17 protein-coding genes are annotated in these 22,755 nt (G+C 60.5%); 9 read left to right on the top strand and 8 right to left on the bottom strand.

Annotation, left to right across the window (positions count from 1 at the left end; genetic code table 11):
- Positions 1–195: 195 nt before the first annotated feature.
- Complete coding sequence (locus AC1Q8Q_RS20185; protein ID WP_083348546.1) at positions 196–2,124, top strand: transglycosylase SLT domain-containing protein; 1,929 nt, start codon at positions 196–198, stop codon at positions 2,122–2,124.
- A 108-nt stretch (positions 2,125–2,232) separates the two neighbouring features.
- On the opposite strand, the gene AC1Q8Q_RS20180 is transcribed toward AC1Q8Q_RS20185, so the two are convergent.
- Both AC1Q8Q_RS20180 and AC1Q8Q_RS20175 read right to left on the bottom strand, forming a co-directional pair.
- Positions 2,233–2,691, bottom strand: a complete 459-nt coding sequence (locus AC1Q8Q_RS20180; protein WP_168757536.1) for an REP-associated tyrosine transposase — start codon at positions 2,689–2,691, stop codon at positions 2,233–2,235.
- Between the two features lie 144 nt (positions 2,692–2,835).
- Complete coding sequence (locus AC1Q8Q_RS20175) at positions 2,836–4,602, bottom strand: ABC transporter transmembrane domain-containing protein (RefSeq protein WP_492615440.1); 1,767 nt, start codon at positions 4,600–4,602, stop codon at positions 2,836–2,838.
- A gap of 259 nt (positions 4,603–4,861) precedes the next feature.
- Between AC1Q8Q_RS20175 and AC1Q8Q_RS20170 the strand changes: the two genes are divergently transcribed.
- Positions 4,862–5,041 carry a PA1571 family protein gene (locus AC1Q8Q_RS20170; protein WP_033043056.1) on the top strand — a complete coding sequence of 60 codons (180 nt, stop codon included), beginning with the start codon at positions 4,862–4,864 and terminating at the stop codon, positions 5,039–5,041.
- Positions 5,042–5,219: 178 nt separating this feature from the next.
- Here the strand turns inward: AC1Q8Q_RS20170 and pdxB are convergent, their stop codons facing one another.
- The gene (pdxB, locus tag AC1Q8Q_RS20165) at positions 5,220–6,362 is read right to left on the bottom strand and encodes a 4-phosphoerythronate dehydrogenase PdxB (RefSeq protein ID WP_492615439.1); all 1,143 of its coding nucleotides are present in this window, start codon (positions 6,360–6,362) and stop codon (positions 5,220–5,222) included.
- 336 nt (positions 6,363–6,698) lie between these two features.
- Here pdxB and AC1Q8Q_RS20160 point away from each other — a divergent pair, with 336 nt between their 5' ends.
- Positions 6,699–8,102, top strand: a complete 1,404-nt coding sequence (locus tag AC1Q8Q_RS20160) for an MATE family efflux transporter (RefSeq protein WP_492615438.1) — start codon at positions 6,699–6,701, stop codon at positions 8,100–8,102.
- A 136-nt stretch (positions 8,103–8,238) separates the two neighbouring features.
- On the opposite strand, the gene tusA is transcribed toward AC1Q8Q_RS20160, so the two are convergent.
- Together tusA and rlmM are read right to left on the bottom strand one after the other, a co-directional pair.
- The gene (gene tusA / locus AC1Q8Q_RS20155; protein WP_033042637.1) at positions 8,239–8,490 is read right to left on the bottom strand and encodes a sulfurtransferase TusA; all 252 of its coding nucleotides are present in this window, start codon (positions 8,488–8,490) and stop codon (positions 8,239–8,241) included.
- A 172-nt stretch (positions 8,491–8,662) separates the two neighbouring features.
- A complete protein-coding gene (gene rlmM / locus AC1Q8Q_RS20150; RefSeq protein WP_492615437.1) occupies positions 8,663–9,736 on the bottom strand; it encodes a 23S rRNA (cytidine(2498)-2'-O)-methyltransferase RlmM in 1,074 nt (357 codons plus the stop codon).
- A 222-nt stretch (positions 9,737–9,958) separates the two neighbouring features.
- On the opposite strand from rlmM, the gene acnA reads away from it, so the two are divergent.
- The 3 genes from acnA to AC1Q8Q_RS20135 all read left to right on the top strand — a co-directional run bounded on the left by acnA (position 9,959) and on the right by AC1Q8Q_RS20135 (position 15,482).
- Positions 9,959–12,700, top strand: a complete 2,742-nt coding sequence (acnA, locus tag AC1Q8Q_RS20145) for an aconitate hydratase AcnA (protein ID WP_492615436.1) — start codon at positions 9,959–9,961, stop codon at positions 12,698–12,700.
- A 1,062-nt stretch (positions 12,701–13,762) separates the two neighbouring features.
- Positions 13,763–14,026, top strand: coding sequence for a hypothetical protein (locus AC1Q8Q_RS20140; protein WP_020801156.1), 264 nt, complete (start codon positions 13,763–13,765; stop codon positions 14,024–14,026).
- Positions 14,027–14,690: 664 nt separating this feature from the next.
- Positions 14,691–15,482, top strand: a complete 792-nt coding sequence (locus AC1Q8Q_RS20135; protein ID WP_168757531.1) for a CPBP family intramembrane glutamic endopeptidase — start codon at positions 14,691–14,693, stop codon at positions 15,480–15,482.
- Between the two features lie 43 nt (positions 15,483–15,525).
- On the opposite strand, the gene AC1Q8Q_RS20130 is transcribed toward AC1Q8Q_RS20135, so the two are convergent.
- A complete protein-coding gene (locus AC1Q8Q_RS20130) occupies positions 15,526–16,461 on the bottom strand; it encodes a KpsF/GutQ family sugar-phosphate isomerase (protein WP_151141177.1) in 936 nt (311 codons plus the stop codon).
- 652 nt (positions 16,462–17,113) lie between these two features.
- On the opposite strand from AC1Q8Q_RS20130, the gene AC1Q8Q_RS20125 reads away from it, so the two are divergent.
- A complete protein-coding gene (locus AC1Q8Q_RS20125; protein WP_020798776.1) occupies positions 17,114–18,679 on the top strand; it encodes a methyl-accepting chemotaxis protein in 1,566 nt (521 codons plus the stop codon).
- A gap of 432 nt (positions 18,680–19,111) precedes the next feature.
- On the opposite strand, the gene AC1Q8Q_RS20120 is transcribed toward AC1Q8Q_RS20125, so the two are convergent.
- A complete protein-coding gene (locus AC1Q8Q_RS20120) occupies positions 19,112–19,645 on the bottom strand; it encodes an REP-associated tyrosine transposase (RefSeq protein WP_020800676.1) in 534 nt (177 codons plus the stop codon).
- Between the two features lie 385 nt (positions 19,646–20,030).
- On the opposite strand from AC1Q8Q_RS20120, the gene AC1Q8Q_RS20115 reads away from it, so the two are divergent.
- Positions 20,031–20,489: a hypothetical protein gene (locus AC1Q8Q_RS20115; RefSeq protein WP_492615435.1), complete on the top strand. Its 459-nt coding sequence runs from the start codon at positions 20,031–20,033 to the stop codon at positions 20,487–20,489.
- 66 nt (positions 20,490–20,555) lie between these two features.
- On the opposite strand, the gene AC1Q8Q_RS20110 is transcribed toward AC1Q8Q_RS20115, so the two are convergent.
- Positions 20,556–21,242, bottom strand: coding sequence for an alpha/beta family hydrolase (locus AC1Q8Q_RS20110; RefSeq protein ID WP_020800674.1), 687 nt, complete (start codon positions 21,240–21,242; stop codon positions 20,556–20,558).
- 86 nt (positions 21,243–21,328) lie between these two features.
- Here AC1Q8Q_RS20110 and ccoN point away from each other — a divergent pair, with 86 nt between their 5' ends.
- Positions 21,329–22,753, top strand: coding sequence for a cytochrome-c oxidase, cbb3-type subunit I (ccoN, locus tag AC1Q8Q_RS20105; protein WP_020800673.1), 1,425 nt, complete (start codon positions 21,329–21,331; stop codon positions 22,751–22,753).
- The last annotated feature ends 2 nt before the right edge of the window (positions 22,754–22,755 follow it).

Raw genomic sequence — 22,755 nt, 5'->3', positions numbered from 1 at the left:
GGGCGCGCATTCTACCTGAAACGGGGCTCCAGCAGGCCGGCAATTTCACCTTCGCAGCACTCTGCACAACAAATGTTGCGAACTGATGCAGACCGGTCGGCAAAGCTTTCGCCCGTTGCTGGCAAAAGGCTAAGCTACAGATAATCAGTGCGGGCATTGCCAGCACTTGTCATGTTTTTTCTGTCCGGACGTCTCATGCGCAGTCGCCTTCTCAATTTTTTGTCATGTTTTCTACTTTCTGCCGCTGCCGTTCAATCCGCACAGGCGGTGGACCTGTCTACCCAACGCCAATACTACGATGAAGCCAAGCGCGCCCTGGCGAAGGGCGACACCGGACCGTATTTCCGCTACAGCCAGGCCCTGGCCGACTATCCGCTGGAGCCGTACCTGGCTTACGACGAGCTGACCGCGCGCTTGAAAACCGCGAGCAATGCCGAGATTGAGAAGTTCCTCGCCGAACACGGTGACCTGCCCCAGGCCAACTGGATGAAGCTGCGCTGGTTGCGCTGGCTGGCGGAACGCGGCGACTGGGCGACATTCGTCAAGTACTACGACCCCAAGATGAATTTCACCGAACTGGACTGCCTCAACGCGCAGTACCAGATCAGCCACAACCAAAAGACCGAAGGCTACGCCAACGCCAACAAGCTCTGGCTGAGCGGTAAAACGCAACCGGCAGCCTGTGATGCCCTGTTCGGCATGTGGGCCGCCGAAGGCCAGTTGACCGAGCAGAAGCGCTGGGAACGCGCCAAGCTCGCCGCCCAGGCACGCAATTACCCACTGGCCAACAGCCTGGTCAATGGCTTGACCACCCTCGCCCCTCGTGGCCGCCTGCTGGTCGATGTGGCCCAGAATCCCGAGCTGCTCAATTCGCCGTCGCGCTTCGCCCCGGCCGACGAACCGATGTCGGACATTGTCAGCCTCGGCCTGCGCCGCTTAGCCCGTCAGGATCCGGACAGGGCCATGGCCCTGCTCGACGGTTACGCCAGCAGCATGCACTTCTCGCGCGACGAAAAAGTGGCCATCGCCCGGGAAATCGGGCTGACCCTGGCGCGACGTTTCGACAGCCGCGCGCTGGACATGATGACCAAATACGACCCGGAACTGCGCGACAACACGGTGTCTGAGTGGCGCATGCGTTTGTTGCTACGCCTGGCGCGCTGGGACGATGCCTACCAGTTGACTCGCCGCCTGCCCCAGGACCTGGCCACCACCAACCGCTGGCGCTACTGGCAGGCCCGCAGCCTGGAACTGGCGCAGCCGCAAAACCCCGAGGCACTCAATCTCTATAAGAGCCTGGCCCGCGAGCGCGATTTCTATGGCTTCCTCGCCGCCGACCGTTCGCAGTCGCCGTATTCGCTGAACAACAAACCGCTGGTACTCAGCCAGGCACTGATCAACAAGGTGCGTAACACCCCTGGCATACGCCGCGCCCTGGAGTTTCATGCCCGCGGACAGATCGTCGACGGTCGCCGCGAGTGGTATCACGTCAGCCGCCACTTCAGTCGCGATGAAATGGTTGCCCAGGCGAAACTGGCCTACGACCTGAAATGGTATTTCCCGGCGATTCGCACCATCAGCCAGGCGCAGTACTGGGACGACCTGGACATTCGCTTCCCGATGGCCCACCGCGACACCCTGGTGCGTGAAGCCAAGGTCCGTGGCCTGCATTCCAGCTGGGTATTTGCCATCACCCGCCAGGAAAGCGCCTTCATGGAAGATGCCCGTTCCAGCGTCGGTGCCAGCGGCCTGATGCAATTGATGCCGGGCACCGCCAAGGAAACCGCGCGCAAGTTCAGCATTCCGCTGGCCTCGCCGCAGCAGGTGTTCAACCCGGACAAGAACATCCAGCTGGGCGCGGCTTACCTGAGCCAGGTTCACAGCCAGTTCAACGGCAACCGCGTCCTCGCCTCCGCCGCCTACAACGCCGGCCCCGGCCGCGTGCGCCAATGGCTGCGTGGTGCCGATCACCTGAGCTTCGACGTCTGGGTGGAAAGCATCCCGTTCGACGAAACCCGCCAGTACGTACAGAACGTGCTGTCGTATTCAGTGATCTACGGCCAGAAACTCAACTCGCCGCAACCGCTGGTGGATTGGCATGAGCGGTATTTCGACGATCAGTGAGTTTGATTGAAGCAAGGTCAAAAGATCGCAGCCTGCGGCAGCTCCTACGGGGTGTACACCGTCCCACTGTAGGAGCTGCCGCAGGCTGCGATCTTTTGATTCTGATTCTCAAATCCAAATGGCATCCCACAAGGGATATTCGCCAACCCTGGAAACCAACCCGGCCCGCAACGGATTCATGACGATATACCGCGCAGCTCCCTTGATATCCTCATCACGCCGTAACGCGCGATCGTAATACCCCCGCTGCCACAATCGCCCCTGCTCACCGCGCACCAGATTGATCGAACGGCTGCTTCTGGATTTGATGCGGCACATCAACTCCGCCAGGGACCCATTTTTCAATTCAATCAGCCAATGCAGGTGATCCGGCATTACGACCCAGGCCATGGAAGTGACCGACGCGCTTTCATCAGCGCAGCGCAGTTGATCCACCAAAAGACGACCCAAACGCCAATCAGCAAATACCAGCTGGCGCTGATGAGTGACTGCTGTCAGCAGATAGAGGCGACCCTGTTCAGCAAATCTGGACTTGCGCAGGCGACACCCATTTGCGGCGATGGGCATTCCGTTGCCCTCCCTGAATATGCGGATTGCACAAGATTAGCCCACTGAGATGAGACCGCTGATATGCGCAATTTCTGCATATTTCAGAGCGCCGTTACCGGGTGAGTTACTGGGTCGGTTACTGGGTCGCTCAACAACTCCATCTCACGAAACCTCGCGTTTATCACTGAACTGCAACGCCGCCAACCGTGCATACAGCGCGTTATTCGCAATCAGCGACTGGTGCGTGCCCACTGCCACCAACTTGCCCTGGTCCATCACCGCAATGCGATCGGCGTTTTTGACCGTGGCCAGGCGGTGGGCGATGACCAGGGTGGTGCGGTTTTTCATCAGGCTGGGTAATGCCTGCTGGATCAGGTGCTCGCTCTGGGCGTCGAGGGCGCTGGTGGCTTCGTCCAGCAGCAGGATGGGCGCATCCACCAGCAACGCGCGGGCGATGGCCAGGCGCTGGCGCTGGCCGCCGGACAAGCCGAGGCCGCCGTCGCCCAGGTGCGTCTGGTAACCGTTGGGCATGGCTTCGATGAAGTCGTGGGCATAGGCGATTTTTGCCGCCTCGCGGACCTCCTCCGAGGTCGCCGTCGGGTTGCCGTAGCGCAGGTTGTCTTCGATGCTGCCGAAAAACAGCGCCGGGGTTTGCGACACCAGTGCAAAGCAGCGCCGCAGGTCCAGCGGATCGAGTTGGGTCAGGGGCACGCCATCGAGCAGGATGCGCCCTTCGGCGGGGTCGTAAAAGCGCAGCAGCAGGTCATACACCGTCGATTTGCCCGCCCCGGAGGGCCCGACCAACGCCAGGGTCTCCCCGGCCTGGATGGTCAGGCTCAGGCCGTCGACGGCGTAGCTTTCAGGGCGCGATGGATAGCTAAAGCGCACATCCTGCAACACCAGGTCACCCTTCACCCGCTCGGGCAAGGTCACCAGGCCAGTGGACGGCGACTGGATGATGTTCTGCGCCCGCAGCAACTCGGCGATCCGTTCTGCCGCGCCCGCTGCGCGCTGCAACTCGCCGATCACCTCACTCAAGGTGCCGAACGCACTACCGACGATCAGGCTGTAGAAGACAAACGCCGCCAGCTCACCCGCGGAAATCCGCCCGGCAATCACGTCCATGCCGCCAACCCAGAGCATCACGCCGACGGCGCCCAACACCAGCACGATCACCAGGGTAATCAGCCAGGCGCGCTGGAAAATGCGCTTGCGCGCGGTGTCGAACGCCTCCTCCACGGTGACGGCGAACCGCTGTTCGTCCTGGGCCTGGTGGTTGTAGGCCTGCACGGTCTTGATCTGGCCCAGGGTCTCGGACACGTAGCTGCCGATGTCGGCAATCCGGTCCTGGCTCAGGCGCGACAGGCTGCGCACCCGGCGGCCAAAAATCAGGATCGGCGCGATCACCAACGGCAAGGCGACCACCACGATGCTGGTGAGTTTTGGATTGGTGACAAACAGCAGGACAATCCCGCCAATCACCATCAGCAAGTTGCGCAGGAACAATGACAGGGACGAGCCGATCACCGATTGCAGCAGCGTGGTATCGGCGGTCAGGCGCGACTGGATCTCGGAACTGCGGTTGTCCTCGTAGAAACCCGGGTGCAGGTACACCAAATGGTTGAACACCCGGCGACGGATGTCGGCGACGCAACGCTCGCCGATCCACGACACCAGGTAAAACCTCGCAAAGGTGCCGACCGCCAGGCCGATCACCAACAACATGAACAGAGCGATGGACTGGTTGAGCAAATGCGGGGACTGGGTCATGAAACCCTGGTCCACCAGCAGTCGAATGCCCTGCCCCATGGACAAGGTAATACCCGCCGTGACGACCAGCGCGAACAGGGCGCCCAGTGCCTGCCAGCGGTAAGGTGCGATGAAACGACCGGCCAGGCGGAGCGCACGACGGTGACGAACAGTGAGCATTGGCATCATCCAGAAAGGAGCCATAAACAGGACCAGCGTACACCGACCAACAAGGTGCAATGGCTGAATCAGAATGAGTCAGGTTAATTATGACCATGCAGTCTAGTGCCTAGACAGTATTGGTCTAAAGTTCGGGTAGCCATGTCGGGATATTTCTGGTCGACTGGCGATGCCGTTCAGGAGCGATCGCAGGGAGTTGTCACAGCCTGGTCACCTGACGGTTTTAATCTAGGCACACAACCTGATGAGGAGACAGGCCATGTCCTTGCAACAACGCAGCGATGACAAGATTCAAGTGATCCGCACGCAGCCAGACCAGTCTCTGGGGTGCTCGATAATCGATGAACAGGGCCGCGAAGTACCGATCACTGAAAAGATGATCCAGAAAGCGTGCAGTGAACTGGAGAAGCGATTGGTCAAGCCTGCCGAAGAGAAGTGATGTAACCACCGTCTTCATTGACCCGGCCCTTTGAGGGCCGGGTTTTTTATGGGTTTTTTCTGCAAGATTTGCGGTGTGGCCCTTCGCGAGCAAGCCCGCTCCCACATTGACCGAGTTGTTCAGGCAGGCGCGGTTTAATGTGGGAGCGGGCTTGCTCGCGAAGGGGCCTACTCGGTCTCTAGACAGCCGTCGCGCCCAGCGCCGCCACGATCTGCTGCAACGCTGGCGCATCCCCGTCGATACGCACCTGCAACCCGTCGATCTCCCGTCGTGACGGGTAGTTCTTGCGCAACACATCGAACGCCGCACGCTGCTCGCTCACACTGCCGACCAGGCTGCGGCGAAAATCCGCATCGTCACGGCGCGGGTCGTACACGCCACGGCACAACATCGCCAGGGCCCACGCCGGGTCGGTATCCCCGCTCAAGGTCACCTGCGACAGCCACGGGGCTGGCAGCAAGTCGCCGAGGCTGACCTGGGGCGCTTGCCCGAGGAACTCGCAGTACGCCTGATAGATCTGCGCCGTACCGCGCTGCTTGCCATCGAGGCTGTACCCGGCAATGTGCGGCGTGGCCAGCACGCAGAGTTCGGCCAGGGCCACATCGACTTCGGGCTCGCCCTCCCAGACATCGAGCACCGCCTGCAGGTCTTCGCGCTGCAGCAGCACCTCTCGCAAGGCGGTGTTGTCCACTACCGGGCCACGGCTGGCGTTGATCAGCCAGGTGCCGGGCTTGAGCTGGTTCAGGCGGCGTTGATCGAACAGGTGCCAGGTGGGCTGGGCGCCCTTGCGGGTCAGCGGGGTGTGCAGGCTGATGACATCGCACTGCTCGATGATCTGTTCAAGGCTGACGTAGTCGCCACCCTCGGCGGCCTGGCGTGGCGGATCGCAGACCAGCACCTTCCAGCCCAGCCCCTGCAGGACCTTGACCAGTCGTCCCCCGACCTCACCAGCACCCACCACGCCGTAGGTGCGTTGGGTCAGGTCGGCGCCTTCGATTTCAGCCAGGGTCAGCAGGCTGCCGAGTACGTAGTCGACCACGCCCCGGGCGTTGCATCCCGGCGCGCTGGACCAGGTGATGCCGGTCTGTTGAAAGTACTCCAGGTCCAGGTGATCGGTGCCGATGGTGCAGGTGCCGACAAAACGCACCTTGCTGCCTTCGAGCAATGCACGGTCGACGCGGGTGACCGAACGCACCAGCAGTACATCGGCCTGTTCGACGGTGGCGCGGTCGATGGAACGCCCCGGCACCCGGCGGATTTCACCGAATGTCTGGAAGAAGGCGTCGAGCAGGGGGATATTTTCGTCGGCAACGATCAGCATGTCAGGCTCCTTTGGCGGACCGGCAGTGTAGGCGTAGTTGACGCCTTGCGCCTAGCGCCGATGCCCTCCCCGATCATCGATCACTGATCACCGATCCCTTGTAGGAGCGAGCATGCTCCGGGCGGCGTTCCGACGATGAACCTGAGAGCGCCGCGGGGTGTCAGCTTTCCCACGTCATCGTTGACGTCCATCGTCGGAACGCCGCCCGGAGCATGCTCGCTCCTACAGGGGGAGAGAGAGGCAGGATTACAAATCCCCAACACAGTCTTTTCCTGACCGTTGCGTCAACGCGTAGAATGCGCAGCCGCGCATGAACAATCTTTGGACGCTTTGCCCTTGAATTCCGTGACTTCCCACACCGCCAGCCCTTCCCTCTCCCGCCCCGCCCGGGTCCGCCTGGAGCTGAAAAACCTGCTCGGCTTGGCCTTGCCGATCATGATCGCGCAACTGGCCACCACGGCGATGGGCTTTGTCGACGCGGTGATGGCTGGCCGGGTCGGGCCGCGCGACCTGGCGGCAGTGGCGCTAGGCAACTCGATCTGGGTGCCGGTGTTCCTGTTGATGACCGGCACGTTGCTGGCCACCACGCCGAAAGTCGCCCAGCGCTTTGGTGCCGGGACCCACAGCGAGATCGGCCCGATCGTGCGTCAGGCGCTGTGGCTGGCGTTGGTGGTGGGCCTGATCGCGACCGGCCTGCTGCTGGGCGCCGAGCCGGTCCTGCGCGTGATGAAGGTCGATCCCGAGCTGATCGGCCCCTGCATGCAGTACCTGCACGGCATCGCCAGCGGCCTGCCTGCGGTCGCGATCTACCATGTGCTGCGCTGCTTCAGTGACGGCCTGGGCCGCACTCGCCCGGCGATGGTCCTGGGCCTGTGCGGCCTGGCACTGAACATTCCGCTGAACTACGTGTTCATCTATGGCCACTTCGGCGTGCCGGCCATGGGCGGCGTCGGTTGCGGCTGGGCCACGGCGATCGTGATGTGGGTGATGGCCCTGGGCATGGCCGGCTGGGAGCGCTGGGCGCCAGCCTATCAATCGAGCCAGCTGTTCAGCCGTTTCGATTGGCCACAATGGTCGGTGATCAAGCGCCTGCTGGGCATCGGCCTGCCTATCGGCATTGCCGTATTCGCCGAGTCGAGCATCTTCGCCGTAATCGCCCTGTTGATCGGCAGCCTCGGCGCCACCGTGGTCGCCGGTCACCAGATCGCCCTCAACTTCAGCTCGCTGGTGTTCATGATCCCCTACTCCCTGGGCATGGCCGTGACCGTGCGGGTCGGCCAGGCGCTGGGGCGCGAGCAACCCCGTGAAGCGCGTTTCGCCGCAGGCGTCGGCATGGGCACGGCGTTGGCGTACGCCTGCCTGTCGGCGAGCATGATGCTATTGCTGCGTGAGCACATCGCGACGATCTACACGGCGGACCCGACGGTGATCAAGGTGGCGGCGATGTTGATCGTGTATTCGGCGCTGTTCCAGTTTTCCGATGCGATCCAGGTCACGGCGGCCGGCGCGTTGCGCGGCTATCAAGACACCCGGGTGACGATGATCCTGACCCTGTTCGCCTACTGGGGCATCGGCCTGCCGGTGGGCTACGCCCTCGGCCTGACCGACTGGCTGGGCACGCCAAGCGGCCCGAGCGGCCTCTGGCAGGGCCTGATCGTCGGCCTGAGCTGCGCGGCGCTGATGCTGTCGATCCGCCTGACGCGCAGTGCACGCAAGCGGATTCGCATCAGCCTGAAATGACCCTGTACTTGTAGGAGCGAGCATGCTCCGGGCGGCGTTCCGACGATGGACGTCAACGATTACGCGGGGAGCCTGACACCCCGCGGCGCCCTCGGGTTTTTCGCGAGCATGCTCGCTCCTACAAGGGCTTTGTGGGTCAGCTGGATTTTTTGCGGATCCAGTAGAGGTAGGTGCCCGCGTCTTCATGCTGCCCTACCAGTTCATGGTCGAGGAACACGCAGAACTTGGGGATATCGCGGCGGGTCGACGGATCGGTGGCGATCACCTTGAGCAGGCCGCCAGGAACCAGGTCACGGATGTGCTGGTGCAACATCATCACCGGCTCCGGGCAGTTGAGGCCGGTGGCGTCGAGGGTGCCGTCTACCGGCTTATCAAGCATTTCACTCATGATTAACTCCTGAAACTTGCCGGCATTGTACACCGCTGACTGATCGTTCCCACGCTCTGCGTGGGAATGCCGCCAGGGACGCTCCGCGTTCCAGCTCTGGATGTGACGCAGAGCGTCACGGGATGCATTCCCACGCGGAGCGTGGGAACGATCGGTACAGGGAGCCGGGTTGCTAGCGGGATTTCGGTTTCTTCACGTCCAGCCGGCGCAAATGGCAGGTCACTTCCTCACGGTCGTGGTACAGCTGCTTGCAGCCGATCTCCACGCGAATGCCCCGGGCCTTGAAGCCTTCGGCAATACGCTCCAGCAAGCGCTTCACCTCGGCGTAACGCTGCTTCATCGGTAGCTTGAGGTTGACCACCGCCTCGCGGCAATGCCCCTCGCCGATCCACTCCTCGAGCATCGCCGCATTACGCGCCGGCTTCTCGACGATGTCGCAGACCATCCAGTCCACCGGCTGCTTGGGCTTGAAGGTGAAACCGTCGGCCATCAAATGCTGCACCAAGCCGGTGTCCATCAAGCTTTCAGCCATCGGGCCATTGTCGATGGCGGTCACCAGCATGCCTCGGTTGACCAGCTGCCAGGTCCAGCCGCCAGGCGCAGCACCCAGGTCGACCCCGGTCATGTCGCTGTGCAGGCGCTCGTCCCATTGGTCGCGCGGAATGAAGTGATGCCAGGCCTCTTCGAGCTTCAAGGTCGAACGACTCGGCGCCTCGCGCGGGAATTTCAAACGCGGAATGCCCATCGGCCACATCGCCGAATTGTTCGACTCCGCCAGGCCGACGAACACTTCACGGCCGCTCTTGAACGTCAGCAACAAGCGCGGCTTGTTCGCGTCGTCCACCAGCTTGCCGGCGCCAATCAGCGCCTTGCGCAACGGGCCTTCGAATTTCTTGCAGAAGTTCGACAGCTCCTTGCCATCATTGGTATCGACCACTTCCAGCCACAGGCTGCCGCAGGTCGGAAAATCCGCCAGGTGCGCGAGAATCACGCTGATGCGATCACTCTCCGGCAGGTCGATGAAAATCCCCCGGGCCCACTGGCGCGGGAAAATCAGGTTGGCAAAACGCTGCCCGCGCATCAGGCGCTCGGCGCCGTCTTCTTCGGTGCAGGCAAACTCGGCGCAGGCGCTGGCGGCCTTGGCCTTGGCATAACCGGCCACGTTCAGTTGTGCGGCGAGGTCGGAAATCTCGGAACAGACTTCACCTTCGAAGCCCGGCCGGCAATGCATGAAAAGGGTGTTCATTCTTACTCCTGGGCAGAGGGCGAGACATTCAACCCCTGCGCGATGCCCAGACTTGCGCTAACGCAATGCCTGTCACGAAAACCGGCGCATGATAGCCGACTTCGGAACCTCGGACTTGCCCATAGAGTCCAGTTATTAGCCAGCTACGTAAAACAGGGCTAGGTTTAATGCTCTGCCCGTCCCCTCAGTCCGCCGCCGTGCGGACTCAAAGGAGTGATCGTAATGCCGTCCCTCGATAGCCTGAACACCCTTAAAACCCTGCAAGTCGACGACAAGCTCTACCACTATTACAGCCTGCCGGAGGCCGCCAGAAGCCTCGGCGACCTGGACGCGCTGCCCATGTCGCTCAAAGTGCTGCTGGAAAACCTGCTGCGCTGGGAAGACGCCAAGACCGTCACCGGCGCCGACCTCAAGGCCATCGCCGCCTGGCTCAAGGAGCGCCGCTCCGACCGCGAAATCCAGTACCGGCCGGCCCGGGTGCTGATGCAAGACTTCACCGGCGTGCCCGCCGTGGTCGACCTGGCCGCCATGCGCGCGGCGATGGCCAAGGCCGGCGGCGACCCGCAGCGCATCAACCCGCTGTCGCCGGTGGACCTGGTGATCGACCACTCGGTGATGGTCGACAAGTTCGCCACCAGCAGCGCCTTCGAACAGAACGTCGACATCGAAATGCAGCGCAACGGCGAGCGTTACGCCTTCCTGCGCTGGGGCCAGAGCGCCTTCGACAACTTCAGCGTGGTGCCGCCGGGCACCGGCATCTGCCACCAGGTCAACCTCGAATACCTGGGCCGCACCGTCTGGACCAAGGACGAAGACGGCCGCACCTACGCCTTCCCCGACACCTTGGTCGGCACCGACTCCCACACCACCATGATCAACGGCCTCGGCGTACTCGGCTGGGGCGTCGGCGGCATCGAAGCCGAAGCGGCTATGCTCGGCCAACCGGTGTCGATGCTGATTCCCGAAGTGATCGGCTTCAAGCTCACCGGCAAACTCAAGGAAGGCATCACCGCCACCGACCTGGTGCTGACCGTCACCCAGATGCTGCGCAAGAAAGGCGTGGTCGGCAAATTCGTCGAGTTCTACGGCGACGGCCTGGCTGACCTGCCGCTGGCCGACCGCGCGACCATCGCCAACATGGCGCCGGAGTATGGCGCCACCTGCGGCTTCTTCCCGGTGGACGACGTCACCCTCAACTACCTGCGCCTGTCTGGCCGCCCCGACGCCACGGTGAAACTGGTCGAGGCCTACAGCAAGGTGCAAGGCCTGTGGCGCCAGCCAGGCCAGGAACCACAATTCACCGACAGCCTGGCCCTGGACATGACCAGCGTCGAAGCCAGCCTGGCCGGCCCCAAGCGCCCGCAAGACCGTGTGTCGCTGCCGAATGTGGCGCAAGCCTTCAGCGACTTCGTCGGCCTGCATCTCAAACCCACCAGCAAGGAAGAAGGCCGCCTGGAAAGCGAAGGCGGTGGCGGCGTAGCCGTGGGCAACGCGGACATGGCCGGTGAAGTGGACTACGAGTATGAAGGCCAGACCCTTCGCCTGAAAAACGGTGCGGTGGTGATCGCCGCTATCACCTCCTGCACCAACACCTCCAACCCGAGCGTGATGATGGCGGCCGGGCTGGTGGCGAAAAAAGCCGTGGAAAAAGGCCTGCGCCGCAAACCCTGGGTGAAAAGCTCCCTGGCCCCGGGCTCGAAAGTGGTCACCGATTATTACAAGGCGGCCGGCTTGACGCAGTACCTCGACACCCTGGGCTTTGCCCTGGTCGGCTATGGCTGCACCACCTGCATCGGCAATTCCGGGCCGCTGGCGGAGCCCATCGAACAAGCCATCCAGAAGGCCGACCTCACCGTGGCCTCGGTGTTGTCGGGCAACCGCAACTTCGAGGGCCGGGTCCATCCACTGGTGAAAACCAACTGGCTGGCCTCGCCGCCGCTGGTGGTCGCCTATGCCCTGGCCGGCACCGTGCGCATCGACCTCAGCCAAGAGCCCCTGGGCGAAGACCAGAACGGCAACCCGGTGTACCTGCGCGACATCTGGCCCAGCAGCCAGGAAATCGCCGAAGCGGTCGAACAGGTCAACACCGCCATGTTCCACAAGGAATACGCCGAAGTATTCGCCGGCGACGAACAATGGCAAGCCATCGAAGTACCGCAAGCGGCCACCTACGTCTGGCAGGACGACTCGACCTACATCCAGCATCCGCCGTTCTTCGACGACATCGGCGGTCCGCCACCGGTGGTCAAGGACATCAGCGGCGCACGCATCCTCGCCCTGCTCGGCGACTCGGTGACCACCGACCACATCTCCCCCGCCGGCAACATCAAGGCCGACAGCCCGGCAGGCCACTACCTGCGCGACAAAGGCGTGGAACCGCGCGACTTCAACTCCTACGGCTCACGCCGCGGCAACCACCAAGTGATGATGCGCGGCACCTTCGCCAACATCCGCATCCGCAACGAAATGCTCCACGGCGAGGAAGGCGGCAACACCTATTACATCCCCACTGGCGAGAAACTGCCGATCTACGACGCCGCCATGCGCTATCAAGCCTCCGGCACGCCACTGGTGGTGATCGCCGGCCAGGAATACGGCACCGGCTCCAGCCGCGACTGGGCAGCCAAGGGCACTAACTTGCTGGGGATCAAGGCGGTCATCGCCGAAAGCTTCGAACGCATCCACCGCTCCAATTTGGTGGGCATGGGTGTGCTGCCGCTGCAGTTCAAGCTCGACCAGAACCGCAAGAGCCTGAACCTGACTGGCCGGGAAACCCTGGACATCCTGGGGCTGACGGGCGTTGAGCTGACACCGCGGATGAATTTGACCCTGGTCATCACTCGGGAAAACGGCAGCCAGGAAAAAATCGAAGTGCTGTGTCGGATTGATACGCTGAATGAGGTGGAATACTTCAAGTCGGGGGGGATCTTGCATTACGTGTTGCGGCAGTTGATTGCGTCGTAATCGCGGGGCTATAGCTGTTAATGCTTCAGGTGCCGTTCTTCGTTAGCGGCGCCTGACGCCCCCCCCTTTACAACCTGCCCACCATGCGGAGCCAGGCTTGAAACGGCGAAGGAATGATCACAGCCAACCAATCTCCCGGCCCGACCCGAACAACTGTGGGAGCGAGCCTGCTCGCGAAGGCGTCCTGACAGCCAACCCATCTCCCGCGGCCCTCCCCAATCAACTGTGGGAGCGAGCCTGCTCGCGAAGGCGTCCTGACAGTCAACCCATCTCCCGCGGTCCTCCCCAATCAACTGTGGGAGCGGGCTTGCTCGCGAAGGCGGCCTGACAGCCAACCCATCTCCCGCGGCCATACCCGATCAACTGTGGGAGCGGGCTTGCTCGCGAAGGCGGCCTGACAGCCAACCCATCTCCCGCGGCCCTCCCCAATCAACTGTGTGCGAGCCTGCTCGCGAAGGCGGCCTGACAGCCAACCTGTTATTTGTTGACTGAGTACATATCCATTCCTGCGGTAACGGCCACCTATGGTTTCGCTTTTACAGCGAGTCACTTGGAACAGCCCCAAGTAACCAAGGGCTCTTGCCCCTGGCGTTCGGTGCCTCGCTAATGCTCGGCATGCCCTCGCTCCGGTCCTGCTCCGTGGGTCGCCGCGATGGGCCATCCTTGGCCCAGCGCGGCTAAACCGGCATCCTTGCCGGTTTACCCACTGCGCAGAACCTCCACTCGGCCTCTCGACGGGGCAAGAAAATCAAAAGCCAGATCACAATCAAAAGCGAGGCGGCCGACCGACCGGCCTAATCGGAAGCCATACGCATCCCCCCCGTAGGAGCCAGGCTTGCCGGCGAATGCGTACTCACAACCAATGACCGCCTTACAGGTGACACACGAAAAAAGCACCTGCCTGGCTACTTGGAAAGCTTGATAACTGAACCCAAAACAATATTTCGTAGCCCTGCCCCAACCCATAAGCTCAAGAAATGCAAACCCCTGCCGATAAGACGATAATAAGGGCAATACGCTGTGGTAGGGTATTTTAGAAATGTGTCGTTATGGGTTTAGCGTATGAAAGAGATTTATCTATTGATCGAGCACGGCATCGATCAAGGCGAAGTGTATGTTCTTGGTTGGTTCGATGATGAGAAAAGGGCGAAGGAAGTCGCCGAGGAAAAAGAGTGGGAGGCGTATCGCGAAGCCTTGAAAACAGGACACGCCTGGTCGAATCACAAGCCGTTGGCGCCGGATCAAACGGAGTACCGTCGATTCTGGATCAAGGAGGTTTCCAAGTTTGATCGCGTCCCCGTCCCAAGGTCCTCGGCCGTTCATTGAGCCTCGCGCACGTGCTGACGCGTCCCAGCAGCATCTGCGATTTGCTTTCCGATAGCCCGCCGTCGCAGCCTGGCCAAGCGGCCACCGGACAACCTGATGTCGAATGCACGCGGCTCCCTGTAGGAGCCAGCGGTGCGGAGATCTGATTTGCCGGCGAAACCTCCCGAAAGTCCAACGCACTGCTCAAGCCCGTCATCGCCGGCGCGACAGCTCTATGTCACCCACACTTTATGCGCTGGCTGTCCAGCCCATACTCTCTGAAGGGAACAGCATTACCCACAAAATGCTGACTTTGTGGGGGACCACATCCCTGTGCTCAATACTCGCGTTATAGAAATGACCGGTACTACGTCAAACCGCAACTAATACTCAGTATCACCTTCGATCTTGAAATGCATGACCCACCCCCTTATCGAAGTAACCAGGGCCATCAGAGGCATCAACATCAACAACGTCACAGCGATCACGGGCCAACTTGTCATATGCTTCCCCTTTTTCCAGCAGGATTCGGCAACGCGCCCTTAAACGAACTTCAGGCACCTTTAAACATAGTCACGCACTCTGTTTTACGCACTAAGACACAGCATCACAATTGCAGAAGCACGGCCATATCTGCCTAAATGCCCCACATTAAAGCGAGCTCACCCGAAACAAGGAAACGTTCATGCTCGTCATGCCCTGGCCATACCTGACACTCCTCTCTGCCGGCTATGTCCTGGCCCTCACCTATGGGCAAATTACCGCCCAGGCGAGCATCGCCATCATCCTGTTGCTGCTCACCGGTTTCGCCGCCCAGCAACAACACGCCCGCTACGTCCGCTATCTTGGTCATGCCGTATTCATCCTCCTGGCCCTCACCCTCGCTCTGCATTGGTGGCCGGGGTTTCAAAACGCCAGGATGATCGATCAGGAGCGCTTCACCGAGAACGCCGTGCCGTTCTCGATGTATCTCAACCTGGATAAACCGCTGATAGGCTTCTGGCTGTTACTCGTGTGCCCATGGATCATCGGCCGCCACTCATTTATGCAAGCGATAAAAGCAGGCGCCCTGACCCTCACCCTAACGGCACTCGTTACGCTCGGGGGAGCATCGCTGCTGGGAATCGTAGAATGGTCGCCGAAATGGCCGCCGCAGGCATGGCTGTGGATAAACAACAACCTGCTACTGGTGACGCTAGTAGAAGAAGCGCTATTTCGCGGCTACATACAAGGTGGCTTGAGCCGGCGCCTCCAACACCTGCACTACGGCGAACACCTTGCCCTGTTAATCGCTTCTCTATTATTCGGGCTGGCGCACTGGGGGGCCGGTTGGGAGTGGGTAATGTTGGCGACCTTGGCAGGCGCTTGTTATGGGCTCGCATATCGATTTGGCGGATTGGCAGCCGCCATGGCTACTCACTTTGGTTTGAATCTACTGCATTTTGTATTGTTCACTTACCCGATGCTGACCAACTGACCGATTACCTGAACGACAAAAGCCAACGCTAATGTCATCCGTTTCAGTCAAAAATCTCGACAATGCCAACCACTTCACCGCTATCGTCATCCATAACCGGCAAAGCCCGAATTTTGTGATCCAACATGTAAGCCTCGGCCTCGGACAATTGTGCAGACGCTTTCACTGTGTGCGGACTTAAGGTTAGGAACGAGTCGACGGTTTCGTTGACAACCCCTGGATTGCCCAGCAACGCACGACGTAGATCGCCATCGGTGACGATGCCGATGAGTTTTTCGTCCTCCATCACCAGGGCGAGCCCCAGGCGGCTTGATGTCATAACGAGCAGGCAGTTGTGGAATGAAGTGTTGCGGGTCACTTTAGGGGTATTGGTGTGCATCACGTCACTGACGCGCGTCAGGAGTTTGCGACCAAGGCTGCCACCAGGGTGGTAGCGAGCGAAGTCCATTGGCTTGAAGTCGAGCGCAGCGATCAGCGCGACAGCAAGCGCATCACCCATGGCCATGGTCGCGAGCGTTGAAGTCGTCGGAGCGAGGTTGTTGGGACACACCTCACGCTCGACGGATATATCTAGCCAGATGTCGGCATGCCGAGCTAGGGTGGATTCGCCGTCACCGGTCATGGCAATAATTTTGTTGCCGAATGACTTCAAGCTCGGGATCAACTTAACGACTTCTTCGGTTTCGCCACTGTAAGAAATCAGGATAAGCACATCGCTCGGCTTGAGCATGCCAAGATCACCATGAAAGGCTTCAGCCGGATGCAGAAAAAGACTTGGCGTACCCGTAGAGGCGAAAGTAGCGACCATTTTCTGACCGATAAGTCCGGATTTACCCATGCCGCAGACTGCCGCGCGGCCCTTGCAATCAAGGATGAGCTCCACTGCACGCTGAAACTGAGTGTCGAGGCGTGTTGCGAGTTGGCTGATGGCTTGCGACTGTGCGTTGAGTGCATCTTTAGCAATTGGAAGGTGATTCATGGGAAAGCCAAGGATCCTTGGTTAGGTGGTAAGCTTAAATAGATGTAAGCGAAGCATCCAACGCCGAGTTCTGTAAAGTGCCCAGCCGAAGTACGACATCGGTCAATTTTGTTTTGACCACCTGGGAAATGCCATACAAATTACTTCTTAGCAGCAAAGCTATCTTCATCGTCGAGTCGACCTGCAATGGGCGCCGCCTTAGGTAAAGGTCGTCGCAATCTCATGTCTTTCCATTGCGTATTTCTCGGGCGTACACTGGAAACCGTCAGACCGCCGGTCAAAAGATAAGCCGCCAGTGCTGCGGGCTGTATTTTCGGTAATCTGATAAAAATGGCATCTCAGACTTTATGAGATATGTATTCACGCTTTTCATGCTGGACCTTTACGCCAAGGTCTCTTGAATGGCGTCCGATGGATGGTGGATTCACTGTTACGGCAAATGGACTACGCACCGCTCCACTAAAGCGCCAGCGCCGGGGGCGCAAAATCATACGCTGAGCGCCCCCCGAGGGAAACCCTTACAAACCGTTACATTGCGACCCGTCGTCGTATTCCCCGCCTTGATCCACGCCTCTCGCTCGGCAAAAAAATAAATTCAATAAAACCGCTGCAGGGCCGACACCCTGTCAAAGCCTTGCGGATTAAACAAGCCATGCGTAATAACCAGCCCATTACACAACGCGAACGGACCTTTCCGGCTCAGCAACGGTTGATTTCCACCACCGATGCCAAGGGCATGATCACCTACTGCAACGACGATTTTGTCGAGATCAGCGGGTTTTCCCGTGAGGAATTGATCCGTGCGCCGCACAACCTGGTGCGTCACCCCGACGTTCCCGCTGCGGTCTTCGCGCATATGTGGGGCACACTTAAACAAGGCTTGCCATGGATGGGCATTGTCAAGAATCGCTGCAAGAGCGGTGACCACTACTGGGTTAACGCCTATGTGACGCCGATCTTCGAAGGCAATCAGGTGATCGGTTACGAGTCGGTGCGGGTCAAGCCCACCGCCGAACAGATTCGCCGCGCCGAAGCGCTCTATCAACGCATCAACCAGGGCAAGTCGGCCGTTCCTTCTTCGGATAAATGGATGCCGGTCCTGCAGGACTGGTTGCCGTTCATTCTGGTCAGCCAGTTGAGCTTCATGATCGGTGCGACCTTGAACTCGCAGTGGGGCTTTGCCCTGGCGGCCGCTCTTTCGGTGCCACTGGGCCTTTTGGGCCTGGGCTGGCAGCAACGCGGCATCAAGCGTTTGCTGCGCCTGGCCGAGCAGACCACGTCCGACCCGCTGATCGCGCAGATGTACACCGACAGCCGCGGTGCCCAGGCACGCCTGGAAATGTCGATCCTCAGCCAGGAAGCCCGCCTGAAAACCTGCCTGACCCGACTGCAGGACACCGCCGAGCACCTGACCGACCAGGCGAAGCAATCCGACGCCCTGGCGCACAACAGCTCCACCGGCCTGGAACGCCAACGCGTCGAGACTGAACAGGTGGCCACCGCCGTCAACCAGATGGCTGCCACCACCCAGGAAGTCGCCAGCCACGTACAGCGCACCGCCGACGCCACCCAGGAGGCCAACCGCCTGACTGGTCGAGGCCGCGACATCGCCGGGGAAACCCGCGAAGCCATTCAGCGCCTCTCGGTGGTGGTGGGCGAAACCGGCCTGACCGTGACCCAGCTGGCCAAGGACAGCAACGAAATCGGCGGCGTGGTCGATGTGATCAAAGGCATCGCCGACCAGACCAACCTGTTGGCACTGAACGCGGCCATCGAAGCGGCGCGCGCCGGCGAGATGGGGCGTGGCTTTGCGGTAGTGGCGGACGAAGTTCGCCAACTGGCCCAACGCACCAGCGAATCCACCGGGCAGATCCACGCCCTGATTGCCAAGCTCCAGCAAACCGCGGGCACCGCGGTGCAGACCATGGAAGCCGGGCATCGCCAGGCCGAAGAAGGTGTGGCACGAGTGTTGGAAGCGGACCAGGCCCTGGTGGGGATCAGCGAAGCGGTGGCCAACATCACCGACATGACCACCCAGATCGCCGCCGCGACCGAAGAGCAAAGCGCCGTGGCCGAAGAAATCAGCCGCAACATCAGCAACATCTCGGCACTGGCGGACCAGACCTCGGAACAGGCGCAGAACTCGGCATTGCTGAGCGAAGAGCTGACCAAGACCGCGAATACCCAGTACTCGTTGGTGGAGCGGTTTAACCGCTGACCTGCCCCTCCCTCCCACGGGCAGCAAAAAGCGGAACGCGGAGCGTCCCGGGCGGCATTCCTTTGCTGCGCGTGGGAACGATCAAGGTGCGTCGTTCCCACGGCAGCAAAAGCGGAACGCGGAGCGTCCCTGGCTGCATTCCCACGCAGAGCGTGGGAACGATCGGGGGGCGTTGTTCCCACGGGCAGCAAAAAGCGGAACGCGGAGCGTCCCTGGATGCATTCCCACGCAGAGCGTGGGAACGATCGGGGGCGCGTCGTTCCCTCTGGCCGCAAAGGCGGAACGCGGAGCGCCCCTTGGATGCATTCCTTGCTGCGCGTGGGAATGATCGGGGTGCGAGGCTGTTGATCTTGATCGTTCCCACGCTCTGCGTGGGAATGCAGCCCGGGACGCTCCGCGTCCCAGTCGCGCCGCAGTATGTAGTGGTGCTCGTCAATACCAGCGCTGAATCTCGATCAACCCGTCCAACCCCGCGTAGTTCCTCGCACTCGAGTAACGCCAGTGCTCCGGCAAGTCCACATACCCCCGCTTCACCGGGTTGTTGTGGATGTAATCGAGTTTCTGGCGCATCACCGACTCACTGAAAACCATTTCCGCGTGCGAGCCTTCCTGCCACAACTGGTACACCCGATCCTGCTTGTGCGCCCGCTTGCTGAAGCGCAGTCGCTGTAGGGCTCTATCCGCCCCCTTGCTTTGCAGGTCGTTGATGATCTGTCTCGCGGTATAGGATTTGAACTGGCTCAGGGACTTGCCCAGGTCAGGTGCCTGGGCAACGAAGTGCAGGTGATTTTCGAGGACCACATAACCAAACAGCTGCAGGCTGTGGTGGGTTTGCTGGTAACGCCAGCAGTCCAGCAGGTGGTCGACGATATAGGGGCGGATGAACAGCGGGAGCCATTCCATGAGGGTACAGGTGAGGAAGTGGGGTTTGTCAGGCTCGGTGATGGAGTAACGGCTTCGGCCCATGGGATTCGTCCTTGAATCTTGCGGTGCGGCGGGATGGAACGCGTAGCGTCCCTGGATGCATTCCTTTGCTGCGCGTGGGAACGATCATGATGCGGCCGACGATGCAGACGCGATAGGGGACGAGTCTGCGGTGGCAGTGGGAAATGTCTACGCGAAGGTAAAGCCACCCCTGATGATCGTTCCCACGCGCAGCAAAGGAATGCAGCCCGTGACGCTCTGCGTTACAGCGGTGCCTGGCATTGCGCCGATCTTTCGAATGGCGTCGCTGCGATAACAGGCTTCGCAACTGTCACTTTTGACAGTTACCCACCATTCCAATTGAGCTTAGATTGGCCTTGGAAGGCAACGCCTTCATCAATCAACCTCAAGGAATGGGATATTCACAATGAACAACAAACGCAGACTGCAAACCCTAAAAAAAGTGCGCTCTCTAAAAACCAATGACATCTTCAAGTGGCGCTTCAACGCTGAAGGCGAATTCATTGAGGCAAGTGATACAGGTGCATACCTATGGGAAGGCAGGCCAGGCCAGTTTTACTGGGTATGGGAGGGTTGGACCGGCTCTCATGACACCAACGATATCTTTTTTTATGACTTCTCCATCCCCTATGTAGACGATGAAATCATAGACCGCACCTTCACTCTCGGTACAGGTGGACTGACCTTTGATCATGCTTTTTCAAAAGGGAACGGACAGCTCGACGTCGCCCGTGCGCAGTCAGCAACGGTTCATATCAAACTCGACCCGAAAACCCGACAAAGCGAGGGCTATTTCGAAACAGTCTTCCTGGGCATTCATCAATCGCCCGAAGGCAAGTTCTCTTTCGAACGAAAAATCCCCTGACCTGGTGATGAAGGCGTGGCACCCCTGTGCCCGCCTTTCTAAAAACTCATTTCAAACTCACAATCTTCAGCTAACAGCGCGAACAACATCCGCAACGCGCTTTGCAGCCAACGCCAGATGCTGCTCATGGCTAAACCCCGACGCCTTCAACGGCTTCAAATCATGATCCCCCGCCACCAGCCAAAACACCTCGATACTCGGTGACAGCGCGTAGCCCTCGACCGCCTCGCGATTGCCCAACGCATCCCGCTCGCCCTGCACGATCAACGTGCGCGTCTTCAACGCCGCCAGATGCTCCACCCGCGGTTTTTCCGGTTTACCCACGGCATAAAACGGATAACCCAGGCACACCAACGCATCGGCACCCAACTCATCGGCGAGCATGCTGGCGACCCGTCCGCCCATCGACTTGCCGCCAATGGCCAGCGTCCCAGTGACATGGCGTCGCACCTGGTCATACACCTCGCGCCAGCACTCCAGCAGCCTTGGCATCGGATTGGGCGGGCGCTTGCTACCGTCGACACGCCGCTGCGCCATGTACGGAAACTCAAAGCGCAATACGTTGACGCCTTGTGCCACAAGGCGTGCGGTCATGTCGTTCATCCAGTCGCTGTCCATTGGCGCTCCAGCGCCGTGGGCCAGGATCAGGGTTGCCGAGGCCTTGCCCGAAGCCGCATCCCACAACCATCCCTTTTCGCGCACGCACTGCGCCCATTGATCCCCGTCAATACCGGCCATGTGCTGTTTGTCCATGCTTGCCTCGCTTTTAGTCTGCCTATAACTCCAGGCGCAGGGTGCACCGTTTGTGCAGCCAGCGGCTGAACCGTGGATGGGGAACCATGAACACTTCTATCAGTACCGCCTACAACTACAAGGTGGTCCGCCAATTCGCCATTATGACGGTGGTGTGGGGCATCGTCGGCATGGGGCTCGGGGTTTTTCTCGCTGCCCAGTTGGTCTGGCCCGAACTCAACTTCAATTTGCCCTGGACCAGCTTCGGCCGCCTGCGCCCGCTGCACACCAACGCGGTGATCTTCGCGTTCGGTGGCTGCGCCCTGTTCGCCAGTTCGTTCTATTCGGTACAACGCACCTGCCAGACGCAATTATTTGCGCCAAAAATAGCTGCGTTCTGCTTCTGGGGCTGGCAGCTGGTGATTGTCCTGGCGGCCATCAGCCTGCCGTTGGGCTACACCAGTTCCAAGGAATACGCCGAGCTGGAATGGCCGATCGACATCCTGATCACCATCGTCTGGGTCGCCTACGCCGTGGTGTTCTTCGGCACAGTGATGCAGCGCAAGACCAAGCACATCTATGTCGGTAACTGGTTCTTCGGCGGGTTCATCATCACCGTGGCGATCCTGCACATCGTCAACAACATGGAACTGCCCGTCAGCTTCACCAAGTCCTACTCGCTGTACTCCGGCGCCACCGATGCGATGGTGCAATGGTGGTACGGCCACAACGCCGTGGGCTTTTTCCTCACCGCCGGTTTCCTCGGGATGATGTATTACTTCGTGCCGAAACAGGCCGAGCGCCCGGTGTATTCCTATCGCCTGTCGATCGTGCACTTCTGGGCGCTGATCACCCTGTACATCTGGGCCGGCCCCCACCATTTGCACTACACCGCCTTGCCGGACTGGGCGCAGTCGCTGGGCATGGTGATGTCGCTGATCCTGCTGGCGCCCAGCTGGGGCGGCATGATCAACGGCATGATGACGCTCTCCGGGGCCTGGCATAAGTTGCGCAGCGATCCGATCCTGCGCTTCCTCGTGGTATCGCTGGCGTTCTACGGCATGTCGACCTTCGAAGGGCCGATGATGGCGATCAAGACGGTCAACGCCCTCTCCCACTACACCGACTGGACCATCGGCCACGTGCACGCCGGCGCGCTCGGCTGGGTGGCGATGATTTCCATCGGCGCGCTGTACCACATGATCCCCAAAGTCTTCGGACGCGAGCAGATGCACAGCATCGGCCTGATCAACGCGCACTTCTGGCTCGCCACCATCGGCACCGTGCTGTACATCGCCTCGATGTGGGTCAACGGCATCGCCCAGGGCCTGATGTGGCGCGCGGTGAACGAAGACGGCACGCTGACCTACTCCTTCGTCGAAACCCTGGTGGCCAGCCATCCGGGCTTCGTCGTGCGGCTGGTAGGCGGGGCGATCTTCCTGAGTGGCATGTTGCTGATGGCCTACAACACCTGGCGCACCGTGCGGGCCTCGCAGCCTGCCGACGCCGTCGCTGCCGCGCAGATGGCCTGAGG

This window comes from Pseudomonas sp. GW823-FHT06B06, from assembly GCF_058795195.1.
The sequence above is the reverse complement of the archived record's forward strand: the minus strand, read 5'-3'. Positions and strand labels throughout refer to the sequence as shown.